Annotated in this window: 12 protein-coding genes; 5 read left to right on the forward strand and 7 right to left on the reverse strand. The window is 33.7% G+C overall.

The window, feature by feature from the left end; genetic code table 11:
• Positions 1–37 precede the first annotated feature (37 nt).
• The 6 genes from N5E64_RS02220 to N5E64_RS02245 form a co-directional block, all read right to left on the reverse strand.
• Positions 38–1372, reverse strand: a complete 1335-nt coding sequence (locus tag N5E64_RS02220; protein ID WP_180905208.1) for an MFS transporter — start codon at positions 1370–1372, stop codon at positions 38–40.
• A gap of 18 nt (positions 1373–1390) precedes the next feature.
• Positions 1391–2023 (reverse strand): bifunctional nuclease family protein, encoded by a 633-nt coding sequence (locus tag N5E64_RS02225; RefSeq protein ID WP_115001870.1) that lies wholly within the window; start codon positions 2021–2023, stop codon positions 1391–1393.
• Positions 2024–2131: 108 nt separating this feature from the next.
• Positions 2132–3088, reverse strand: a complete 957-nt coding sequence (locus N5E64_RS02230) for an electron transfer flavoprotein subunit alpha/FixB family protein (RefSeq protein WP_280035497.1) — start codon at positions 3086–3088, stop codon at positions 2132–2134.
• A 26-nt stretch (positions 3089–3114) separates the two neighbouring features.
• Positions 3115–3861 carry an electron transfer flavoprotein subunit beta/FixA family protein gene (locus N5E64_RS02235; RefSeq protein WP_115001874.1) on the reverse strand — a complete coding sequence of 249 codons (747 nt, stop codon included), beginning with the start codon at positions 3859–3861 and terminating at the stop codon, positions 3115–3117.
• Between the two features lie 68 nt (positions 3862–3929).
• Positions 3930–4763, reverse strand: coding sequence for a twin-arginine translocase subunit TatC (gene tatC / locus N5E64_RS02240; RefSeq protein ID WP_115001876.1), 834 nt, complete (start codon positions 4761–4763; stop codon positions 3930–3932).
• Between the two features lie 4 nt (positions 4764–4767).
• Positions 4768–5733 carry a KpsF/GutQ family sugar-phosphate isomerase gene (locus tag N5E64_RS02245; protein WP_280035499.1) on the reverse strand — a complete coding sequence of 322 codons (966 nt, stop codon included), beginning with the start codon at positions 5731–5733 and terminating at the stop codon, positions 4768–4770.
• A 164-nt stretch (positions 5734–5897) separates the two neighbouring features.
• Between N5E64_RS02245 and recQ the strand changes: the two genes are divergently transcribed.
• From recQ to N5E64_RS02270, 5 genes are all read left to right on the forward strand, one after another.
• Entirely contained in the window at positions 5898–8099 is a 2202-nt protein-coding gene (recQ, locus tag N5E64_RS02250; protein WP_280035500.1) for a DNA helicase RecQ, read from the forward strand.
• 66 nt (positions 8100–8165) lie between these two features.
• Positions 8166–9701, forward strand: coding sequence for a 2,3-bisphosphoglycerate-independent phosphoglycerate mutase (gene gpmI, locus N5E64_RS02255; protein WP_180905212.1), 1536 nt, complete (start codon positions 8166–8168; stop codon positions 9699–9701).
• A 27-nt stretch (positions 9702–9728) separates the two neighbouring features.
• Positions 9729–10151, forward strand: coding sequence for a BT0820 family HAD-type phosphatase (locus N5E64_RS02260; RefSeq protein ID WP_115001885.1), 423 nt, complete (start codon positions 9729–9731; stop codon positions 10149–10151).
• Entirely contained in the window at positions 10148–10957 is an 810-nt protein-coding gene (map, locus tag N5E64_RS02265) for a type I methionyl aminopeptidase (protein WP_125349798.1), read from the forward strand. Before N5E64_RS02260 ends, map begins: the two co-directional genes overlap by 4 nt.
• 33 nt (positions 10958–10990) lie before the next feature.
• Entirely contained in the window at positions 10991–11743 is a 753-nt protein-coding gene (locus tag N5E64_RS02270; RefSeq protein ID WP_280035507.1) for a class I SAM-dependent methyltransferase, read from the forward strand.
• Positions 11744–11780: 37 nt separating this feature from the next.
• Here the strand turns inward: N5E64_RS02270 and N5E64_RS02275 are convergent.
• Positions 11781–12585: hypothetical protein (locus N5E64_RS02275; RefSeq protein ID WP_280035509.1), on the reverse strand; the 805-nt coding region annotated here is incomplete at its 5' end.

The following is a 12585-nucleotide window of genomic DNA, read 5'->3' on the forward strand; positions in this document are numbered from 1 at the left end:
CAAGAATTTTGATTCTTGCTTTTATATTTTTTACACCTTAATGTTTTACATCTTGTACTTCGTCTGGATTGTGTTTGTATTTGAACACAATTGCGAACAATACCGTAACAACTAATGCGTAGCCTGCGAAAATAAACCAAGAATGTCTCCATCCTTCTAGCTGCAATGTCAAATCAGTTTGACTATACACTAAATGATTCACGATGTATTGTGCAATTAACATTCCGATTGTTGCTCCAAAACCATTGGTCATCATCATAAAAACTCCTTGTGCAGAAGAACGAATTTCTTCGTTTGTTTCTTTGTCTACATACAACGAACCTGATACATTGAAAAAATCGAAAGCGATTCCGTAAACAATCATTGATAAGATAAACATCCAAACACCAGATCCTGGATCTCCTAATCCAAATAATCCGAAACGTAAGACCCAACCTACCATTGCCATCAACATCACGATTTTGATTCCGAATCGTTTTAGCACGAAAGGAATTAATAAAATACACAATGTTTCAGAAACTTGAGACAACGAAATTAAAGCATTTGCATTACTTGCTCCCCACGTATTGGCATAATCTGGAATATCCTTAAACGTTGTGATAAATGGATTTGCATATCCATTTGTAATTTGCAAAGAAACGCCTAAAAGCATTGAAAAGATAAAGAAAATTGCCATTTTTCTATCTTTAAATAATGCAAAAGCTTTTAAACCAAATGCATCAGAAATAGATTGTTTTTCAGAACTTTTGTTAACTGGGCAATTAGGTAATAAGAAACTGTATAAAAACAATATAACTCCTAAAAATCCAGATACAAAGAACTGATAATAATTGGATTGAAAACTTACGAATGTTGGATCACTTGAAAAGTTAAATCCAAAAACACCATCTTTAAATCCAGAGAAATTAACAAATAACATCGCTACAATAAAACCAACTGTTCCAAACGTTCTGATTGGAGGAAAGGATTTGATTGTGTCTAAATTATTTTGTTTTAAAATTGTGTAGGCTGTTGAGTTAGAAAGGGCGATTGTTGGCATAAAGAACGCCACACTAACCGAATAAAGTGCGAAGATTGTTGTAAAATCTACATCGTTTCCAGCTGTCATTCCGTAATAACCTGCTGCAAACATAAAAATCGCAGCTAATAAATGATTCAATCCCAACAAACGTTGTACAGGAATCCATCTATCCGCTACAATACCCATTATTGCGGGCATAAAAATCGACACAATACCTTGCATCGCGTAAAAAAGACCAATTTTTGGACCTAAGCCAACTGATCCTAAGTAATTTCCCATAGAGGTTAGGTATGCTCCCCATACCGCAAACTCAAGGAAACTCATGATTGTAAGTCTAAGCTTTACAGACATAATTATTTGAAATAGTTATTAGTTTCCCATGTTATCGATTTGATCACGAAGGCGAGCTGCCAATTCATAATCTTCATTCTTCACAGCTTTTTCCATCTCAGTTTCAAGTTCAGATTTTGTCCAACCTTCATATTCGTTGATATCAGACAAATCATTTTCCAAACCAGCCAAGATATCCAAATCATCTTCAAAGTTATTTGCTGCGCGACGTATATTTTCTTCTTCTTCAATAACGTCCAAATGAATTCCAGCTTTTTCTACAACATTATCATAGGCATAGATAGGTGCATTGAAACGAACAGCCAATGCAATTGCATCAGAAGTTCTCGAATCAATTTCGGCACGTTGTCCATCATTATTCACAAAAATAATATTCGAATAGAAAACGCCATCTTCTAATTTATAAATATAAATAGAATCAACATTCAATTGAAATTCTTTTCCTAATGAAATAAACAAATCGTGTGTTAATGGACGAGGTGGATTAATATCTTTCTCTAAAGCTAATGCGATTGATTGTGCCTCAAAGCTCCCAATAATAATTGGCAACTTTCTTCCTCCTACATTTTCCTCTAGAATCAACGCATATGCGCCAGTCTGAGTTTGACTGTAAGATATTCCTTTAATATTTAATCTAATTAAATTGTCCATTTGGGCGTAAATCTATGAAAAACTGATGAATATTTAATCTTTTTTTAATGAATAAAAAAAATCCGAACCACCTAAATGATTCGGATTGAATTTATAAGCTTAAAATGATTAAGCTTGACCTTTATATTTTTTTAACTCTTCAGTTAATTTAGGAACAATCTCAAAAGCATCTCCTACGATTCCGTAATCTGCTGCTTTGAAGAAAGGCGCTTCTGGATCATTGTTGATGACAACAATTGTTTTAGATCCGTTAACTCCAGCTAAATGCTGAATAGCTCCTGAAATACCAACTGCGATATATAAATTTGGTGCAATTGCTTTTCCTGTTTGTCCTACGTGCTCAGCATGAGGTCTCCAACCAATATCAGCAACTGGTTTAGAAGATGCCGTAGCTGCTCCTAAAACTTTCGCTAAATCTTCGATCATTCCCCAGTTTTCTGGACCTTTCATTCCACGACCTGCAGAAACTACAATATCAGCTTCTTTTAAATCAATTTTATCAGAAGAAGCCATTTCTGTTGAAACAACTTTTACTTTTGCATCTGCATCAGAAACTGATACTGAAGCTGATTCTTCTGAACCTGAAACTGCATTTTCTTTTGCTCCGAATGCGTTTTGTAGAACTGTAACTACAACTTTTCCTGAAACTGCAACAGTTTCTACTCCTTTTCCAGAGAATGCTTTACGTGCAACTGTGAATGGAGAAACTACTGTTGGAGATTTTTCTACATTTGTTACTAAAGATGCTCCTGTTTTGTATGCTAAAACTGGTGCTATAGTCGCTCCTTCGTTTGTTGATGGTAAAACCACAACATCTCCTTGAGCAACTTCAGCCAAAGCTTTTGCGTAAGAATTTGCATCAAATTTTGCTAAAGCTGCATTATCAACTTTAACTACTTTAGATGCTCCATATTTATATAATTCGTCAGCAGTAGCATTTCCAAAAACGATTGCTGTAACAGTATCTCCAGCAACATCAGCTGTAGCTTTTGCGTAAGAAACTGCTTCTAATCCTGCTTTTTTATATTTTCCGTCGTGTGACTCTGCGTATACAAAAATTGCCATTTTTTAATTTCTTTTTAGGTGAATAATTAGATTACTTTAGCTTCTTCGTGTAATAATCTTACCAATTCTGCTACATTGTCTTTGTCGATTAATGTTACATTACCTCTTTCAGCAGGTTTTACATAACCAACAACTTCAACTTTAGTTTCTGTCGCTTCTGGTGCAACAACTGCGATTTGTTTTGTACGCGCTTGCATAATTCCACGCATATTAGGAATTCTTAATGCAGCCTCGTCAACCAATCCTTTTTGTCCTGCGATAACAGCTGGTAAAGTAACTTCTACAGTTTCTTTTCCTCCGTCAATTTCGCGAACAGCTTTTGCAGAAGAACCTTCTACATCAAGACCGATACATCCGTTTACAAAACCATAATCTAACATTGCAGCAACTAATCCTGGTACAGAACCACCATTATAATCAATTGATTCTTTTCCTGTCAATACTAAATCGAAACCTCCATCTTTAGCAGCTTTTGCGATTTGTGTAGCAACAAAGAAATCATCGCGAGCATCAGCATCAATACGAATTCCATCATTCGCACCAATCGCTAAAGCTTTACGCATAACTGGATCTACAGTTGCATCTCCAACAGTTAAAATTGTAACAGTAGCTCCTTGTTTTTCTTGTAACTCTACTGCTTTATTTAAACTAAATTCGTCGTGCGGGTTAATAACGAACTGAACACCATTTTTATCAAATGATTTTCCGTCAGCTGTGAAGTTGATTTTTGCTGTAGTATCTGGTACACTACTAATACAAACTAATATCTTCATAATTTTGTGTTTACTTTTTCTTTTATGTAAAAATAACTAATTTATTTTATTATGCAAGCATAACATTGTTAATTCTTTACTAAGTCGTTACTTTTCGCTTTCAATTGTTTTTTATAAACTGAATTTGAAACCAATACACTTAGTTCGTACAATAACCAAAGAGGAATTGTAACTAAAATCATACTGTACACATCGTTTGGTGTAATTGCAGCTGCAATCACTAATACAACAATAAATGCGTGTTTACGGTATTCTTTCAAAAATTTTGGTGTTAAGATTCCAATACTCGTTAAGAAGTAAACGAAAACAGGCATCAAAAACATAACTCCCATCGATAATAATAATTGAACAAATAAATCGATATAACTTGGCAACGTCCATGTATTTCCTACACCAAAAGGATCGTAAGTGAATAAAAATTGTGTACACAATGGTAGCAACATATAGTAACTAAATAAGACTCCTGTTACAAAGAAAAACGAAACAGCGAAAATGGTAAATCCTGCATATTTTCGTTCAGCTTCTTTTAATGCTGGTTTTACAAATCGCCAAATTTCAAAAATAATATAAGGAATTGCGATAATTACACCACACACAATTACTGCAAAAAATTGTGAAGTGATCTGTCCTGATGGATTAAGATTGGTCAATTCTTTCGAAATATCAAATGATTCGGTATAAATTTTTCCGAAACCTGTTAATTCACCAAATTGATTAAAAATATCAAACGTTGGAAAAGTTGATTTTAATGGAGCCATAATCACATGTTCCACCAATTCGTCCCAATAAATAGCGACTGCAATAGATGTAATCACAATTGATAAAATAGAACGAACCAAATGTCCTCTCAACTCACCAATATGAGCCAAAAATGACATACTCGATTTTGTATTATCTGCCATACGCTTATTCGATTCCTTCGTTTAAAATTGAGTGAATATCCAAAATTCCATAATAATGATTTTCTTCATCAACCACCACCAATTGTCCAATACTGTTGTGACGAAGAATCGCTAAAGCTTCTCTTGCTTTTTCAGCTTTTTTGATTGTTTTCGGATTCATTGAAGCAATATCTTTCGCAGTTAAATGTGCAAAAGTTTCATTATTTAATAACATTCGGCGCAAATCTCCATCTGTTATCACACCAACAATTTTATCATTATCAATCACAACTGTAATTCCATGACGACCTGATGTTAATGAATTAATGACTTCTGTAATCGAAGAATCTGGATACACAAAAGGTTTTCTTTCTGGATCAACAATATTTTCTACTGTCCACAATAATCGTTTTCCTAAAGCTCCACCTGGATGATATTTTGCAAAATCGTTTTGTGTAAACGCTCTCAATTTCATCAAAGCTACCGCCAATGCATCACCCATTACCAATTGAGCCGTTGTAGAAGTTGTTGGTGCCAAATTTACGGGACAAGCTTCTTTATCAATATTAACATCCAAAACAATGTCTGAATTTTTTGCTAATTCTGATTTCAAATTTGATGTTAAACCAATCAAAACTGATGCATATTGTTTAAGAATCGGAGCCAAATATGTAATCTCTGGCGTATTTCCACTTTTCGAAATACAAATCACCACATCTTCTGGTCGTACAAGACCCAAATCGCCATGAATAGCTTCCGTCGCATGTAAAAATTGACTTGGAGTTCCGGTAGAATTTAAGGTTGCTACAATTTTATTTGCAATATGTGCACTCTTTCCAACTCCAACAACTACCAACTTTCCTTTCGTGTTATATATTGCATTTACCGCATCAACAAAAGACTCGCTAATACGAGAAGCTATTGCTTCCAGCGCTTGAATTTCTTCTCGAAAAACACCTTGCGCTATTTGTATTAATTCTGAATTTCCCACAATAAAATTTCTATTGTCTATTTTTAAAATTTTTCGTACTTTTACTCTCCTTTTTTATTTACACTCAATTATATATAAAACATATAAAATTTATGCGTATATTTAAGAGTTATCAAATATAGGAACTATTTAATTTATAATATTAATTTTAGTCTTTTGTGTAGATGGAAGCCACTTCGAAAAACTTAACATCTTACCTAAAAAAATATTTTGGTTTCGACCAATTTAAAGGACAGCAGCACGAAATCATTACAAGCTTATTAAATAAAGAAGATGTATTTGTTTTGATGCCAACTGGCGGAGGTAAGTCTTTATGTTATCAACTACCGGCATTAATGTCAGATGGAGTTGCGATTATTGTATCCCCTTTAATCGCGCTGATGAAGAATCAAGTAGACACTATACGTGGAATTTCTGAAAATGATGGAATTGCTCATGTATTAAACTCATCTTTGAACAAGTCAGAAACAAAAACAGTTATGACTGATATTAAAGATGGAGTAACTAAAATGTTGTACGTTGCACCCGAATCTTTGACAAAAGAAGAATACATCGATTTTTTTAAATCGGTGAAAATTTCTTTTTTTGCGATTGATGAAGCGCATTGTATTTCTGAATGGGGACACGATTTTCGACCAGAATATCGTAATCTAAAAGCGATTATCAACAAAATTGGTGATGCGCCAATTATTGCTTTAACAGCAACAGCAACACCAAAAGTACAAGAAGATATTCAGAAAACTTTGGGAATGCAAAGCGCCAAAGTTTTTAAAGATTCTTTTAATCGTACAAATTTATTTTACGAAATCCGCCCAAAGGTTGATCAAGACAAACAAATCATCAAATTTATCAAACAAAACGATGGTAAATCTGGTGTCATTTATTGCTTGAGTCGTAAAAAAGTTGAAGAAATAACGCAACTTTTACAAGTAAACGGAATCAACGCTATTCCTTACCATGCAGGTTTAGATGCCAAAACACGTAGCAAACATCAAGATATGTTTTTGATGGAAGATGCAAGTGTCGTTGTCGCTACAATTGCTTTCGGAATGGGAATTGACAAGCCAGATGTACGTTTTGTGATGCATTACGATATGCCAAAATCGTTAGAAAGTTATTACCAAGAAACTGGTCGTGCAGGTCGCGATGGTGGTGAAGGTGTTTGTATTGCTTTCTATGATTATAAAGATATTGAAAAATTAGAAAAATTCTTAGCAAGTAAACCTGTTGCAGAACGCGAAGTTGGAATGCAATTACTTTCTGAGGTTGTGGCGTATGCCGAAACTTCAATGTCACGTCGTAAATTCTTGTTACATTATTTTGGAGAAGAATTTGACGACAAAAACGGCGAAGGTGCAAATATGGACGACAATATGCGCAATCCAAAGAAAATGGTTGAAGCAAAAGATGATGCCGTTATTGCATTGAAGGTTGTTCAGAAAACAAATCAAAAATTAAAATTAAATGATGTTGTAAATGTTATCGTTGGTAAAGAAACTTCGATTACAAAATCATATAATTTGAGCTCTGAAGATTTCTTCGGAATTGGAAAAGCAAAAGAAGATTATTATTGGAAATCTATTTTACGCCAATTAATTGTACGTAATTTATTAGAGAAAGAAATCGAATCATATGGTATTTTAAAAATTACCAAATCTGGAAAAGATTTCATTAGTAAGCCAACTTCTTTTGAAATTGCCGAAGATATTGATTTCAAAAAATTATTATCAGAAGGTAGCTTTGAAAAAGAAGAAACATCTTCTGCACCTATTGCTTTTGATGATGTTTTATTGAAACAATTGAAAGATTTACGTAAAAAAATCTCTAAAAAACATCAAATTCCACCTTTTGCAGTTTTCCAAGATTCGAGTTTAGATGATATGACAATGCAATATCCAACAACAGTTAAGGAGTTAACAAATGTATTTGGTGTTGGAGAAGGAAAAGCTCAGAAATTCGGGAAAGAATTTGTAGATTTTATTGCGCAATATGTTAAAGACAACGACATTATTCGACCTGAAGATATGGTGATTAAACAAGTTGCTGACAAATCGAGTCACAAAGTTTATATCATTCAATCGACAGACAGAAAGTTAAATCTTGAAGATGTTGCGGAAGCAAAAAATATGACGATGAGCGATTTGCTTTCAGAAATGGAAAGTATCGTTTATCAAGGAACAAAATTAAATATCAATTATTACATTGACGAAGTTTTGGACGAAGATCAACAAGAGGAAATTTATGAATTCTTGATGGACGCAGATTCTGACTCAATGTCATCATTGTTAGATGAATTTGGTGACGATTATGATGAAGAAGAATTACGTTTAATGCGTATCAAATTCATCAGTGAAGTCGCAAATTAAACCATACAAAAAATAAACTTTCAGCCCAAGGAATGCTTATCTTTGGGCTTAATTATTACAAGAAAAATGAACAATAAAGCAATATTAATGATTTTGGACGGATGGGGAATTGGACCAAACCCTGCTGTTTCTGCAATCGCGCAAGCAAATACACCTTTTATAGATAGCTGTTTCGAGAAATTTCCACATTCTACGTTGGATACGTTTGGTTTAGCCGTTGGTTTACCAGAAGGACAAATGGGTAATTCGGAAGTTGGACATATGAACTTGGGTGCTGGACGCGTAGTTTTCCAAAACTTAGTTCGAATCAATATGGCGGCTGAAAACGGAACGTTACAAAACGAACCTATCTTAAAAGATGCTTTTCAATATGCTTTAGAGAATAACAAAAAAGTACATTTCATCGGTTTAGTTTCTGATGGTGGTGTACACTCACATATCAATCATTTGAAAGGTTTGTTAGATGCAGCAAATCAATCAGGTTTACAACAAAATGTTTTTGTACATGCTTTCACAGATGGTCGTGATACAGATCCAAAATCTGGCGAAGGATTTATCACAGAATTGATGAACCACATGACAAAATCAACAGGAGAAATCGCTTCGATTACTGGTCGTTATTATGCAATGGATCGTGATAAACGTTGGGAACGCGTGAAATTAGCATACGATGCAATGGTAAATGCAGTTGGTGAAACAACAACAAATCCATTAGAAGCAATTCGTGCATCTTATAATGAAGGCGTGACAGATGAATTCATCAAACCGATTATTGTAACGGATGAAAATGATCAGCCAAAAGCTAAAATCGAGAATGATGATGTAGTGATTTGTTTCAATTTTAGAACTGATCGTGGACGTGAAATCACAGAAGTTTTAACGCAACATGATTTTCCAGAATTTGGAATGCATAAATTAAATCTAAAATATATCACTCTCACAGAATATGATGCTACATATACTGGAGTTGCGGTAATTTTTGACGAGAAAAATATTGTAAATACGTTAGGAGAAGTTATTGCGAATGTTGGTCGTAAGCAAATTCGTATTGCTGAAACTGAAAAATATCCACACGTAACTTTCTTTTTCAATGGTGGTCGCGAAGAACCTTTCGTTGGTGAATCTCGTATTTTATGTGCTTCGCCAAGAGATGTTGCGACTTACGATTTGAAACCAGAAATGGCAGCATATGATATTACAAATGCAATTGTACCAGAAATCGAAAAAGAATCAGCGGATTTCATTTGTCTTAACTTCGCTAATACAGATATGGTTGGACATACAGGTGTTATGTCTGCGGCAATAAAAGCTGCTGAAGTAGTAGATTCTTGTGCGGAAAAAATTATAAATGCAGCTTTAGAACATGGTTACAATGTGGTGATTTTGGCTGATCACGGAAATTCAGATTTTATGATGAACGAAGATGGATCACCGAATACGCAACATACAACGAATCCTGTTCCATTTATTTTGGCTCAGAAAAATATCGAATGGAATGTTGAACATGGTAAACTTGGAGATATTGCACCAACTATCTTAACTTTGATGGGAATTGAAATTCCAACTGAAATGACCGGAAACATTATTGTTCAAAAAAAATAACCTAAATAACTTTAAATACTTACAAACATGATTAATAAAATTATTGCTGTTGACTTTGATGGAACTGTGGTAGATGATAAATATCCAGAAATTGGAAAAGCTAAAATCTTCGCTTTCGAAACATTGAAACAATTACAAAACGACGGATATCGCCTTACTTTATGGACTTATCGTAGTGGTAAATACTTAGATGAGGCTGTAGAATTCTGTAAAAAAAATGGAATTGAGTTTTATGCCATCAACAATAGTTTTGACGGAGAGGATTTTGATAAAAATACGCAAAGTCGAAAAATAAATGCCGATATCTTTATCGACGATAGAAATTTAGGAGGTTTCCCAGGTTGGAGTGACGTTTATCAAATCATTACAAAAAAGATTGAATTAAGTGTTCACGCAAACGGACAAAAAGCTCCTGAGAAGAAAAAGAAAAGAGGATTTTTCGGATTATGATACATTTAAAAAGTAAAGAAGAATTAGAACTAATGTACCTAAGCGCTCAATTGGTTTCAAAAACCTTGGGTATGTTAGCCAAAGAAGTAATGCCTGGTGTTACAACCAATCATTTAGATAAATTAGGAGGCGAATTTATTCGCGACAATGGTGGGTATCCCGCATTTTTAGGAATGTACGATTTCCCTAAAAACCTTTGTATTTCTCCAAATCAACAAGTTGTTCATGGAATTCCAAACGATGAACCACTTAACGAAGGAGATATTGTTTCGGTAGATTGTGGTGTTTATATGAATGATTTTTACGGAGATCACGCTTATACATTTGCAGTTGGTGAAGTAGATGCTGAAACTGAAAAATTATTACGCATTACAAAAGAATCTATGTTCAAAGGAATAGAACAAATGAAAAAAGGTAATCGCGTAGGTGATATCGGTTTTGCAATTCAACAATATTGTGAAAAAGAAGGTTACGGAATCGTTCGTGAATTAGTTGGACACGGATTAGGTCGTAAAATGCACGAAGAACCGCAAGTTCCTAATTATGGACGTCGTGGATCTGGTAAAAAAATTGAAGAAGGAATGGTGTTAGCTATTGAACCAATGGTAAATATGGGAACTGAAAAAGTCTTCTTTCATCCAGATGGCTGGACGGTTACAACGCGCGATGATAAATATTCGGCTCACTTCGAACACGATGTTTGTGTGGTAGATGGCGAACCAAAATTATTGTCAACTTATCAGTTTATTTACGATGCTTTAGGAATCGTATCTGACGAAGAAAAACCATTTTTATTCAAACCCTAAAAAACTTTTGTGAAAAAGCTTTTAAAAAAAATCATGAATATTCTACCTCGTCCATTGTTGATTCAAGGTAGTTATATCGTTCGTCCAGTTTTAGTTTGGTTTATGAAAGGAAATCGTTTCGTAGATCCAATTGATGGACAAGGTTATTACAGTTTGTTGCCTTATGGTTACGAAAAACAGCGTGATAATGTGCTTTCACCAGGAACTTTTTCATTAGAAAGACATCGTTTGATGTGGTTGTACCTAAAAAATGAAACGTCTTTTTTTACCGAAAAAGCAAAAGTTTTGCATATTGCTCCAGAGCAATCTTTTATCAAGCGTTTTCGTGCGATGAAGAATTTAGAATACATCACAAGTGATATCGAATCGCCTTTGGCAGATGTAAAAGCAGATATTTGCGATTTACCTTTTGGTGATGATACATTTGACATCATTTTTTGTAATCACGTTTTGGAACATATTCCTGACGATCACAAAGCGATGAGCGAATTATTTCGTGTCATGAAACCAGGAGGTTGGGGAATTCTGCAAGTTCCGATTTCGTATCAACGTGATGTAACGTACGAAGATCCAACGGTTACAACAAAAGAAGAACGTAAAGAAAAATTTGGACAATACGATCACGTTCGTGTCTATGGTTTAGATTATTACAGACGTTTGGAAGATGTAGGTTTTATCGTCGAAAAAGTAGATTACACAAAACAAATTCCGTCGGAAGATGTTCAAAAATATTGCTTAGAAAAAGGTGAAATTTTACCTGTGGTTCGCAAACCAAAGACTGAATAAAATATAAAATCCAAGAAATAATTTTCTTGGATTTTTTTTATTTAAAGCTTCTACGAATATCCATTTTTTCGTTCACCGATTTGTTGAATTCAAGAAATGGTTGTATGCTAAAATCTTTGACTTCGAGCTTTATTTTCATGTCATTTGTATGTTGACTTTTATCTTTCTCCAAGAAAGTTGAATTCCAATTTCTAAAACTCTCCTTTAAAATCCATTTATTTTGATAGGGTCTGTATTTATACATCACCTCATTATTATGGATTGTATATCCAAATTTCTCAGAATGTTCATTTTCTCTTTTCGTAAAACTTTCTACAATTGCAAACGATTCTTTATCAATCAGAAAATTACAAACAAAATTAACTTTTGGATTTTTCAATTCTATCTCATACATGTACTTATCTGCATATTTAGAAATGATAACTTTTTCGTCATATTTATTTTCAGATGTTCTTTCTTGCATTTTCTTGACAAATTCCAACAAAGAAATATGGTTAAAATATTCATTCATATGATACAATGATGTTAATTGCCTTCCTTCTCCAACAATTCTTCTATTCACAACATTATTTGAATGTATTTTTAAATTATTTTTTTTGAAACGGAACTGTAAATCAACATCAATCATATCTCTATTAACAGAATCCATTATTGCATCAAGTACAAAGTTTACTTTATAAAAATGCTGTTCTGTATTAAAGTTTTTATCATAATTCTCAATTACTTTTTTCAAAATATCCTCAGATTTTAAATTCGTTACAAAAGCTTCTTTTAATTCAACTTCGGATACTTTTTCAAGTTTAATTGTTAATTCAGATTTCAAATCAGAAACGTTGATGATC

This window comes from Empedobacter sp. GD03739 (assembly GCF_029843245.1).
In the GTDB taxonomy this organism is placed as follows: Bacteria; Bacteroidota; Bacteroidia; order Flavobacteriales; family Weeksellaceae; genus Empedobacter; species Empedobacter falsenii_B.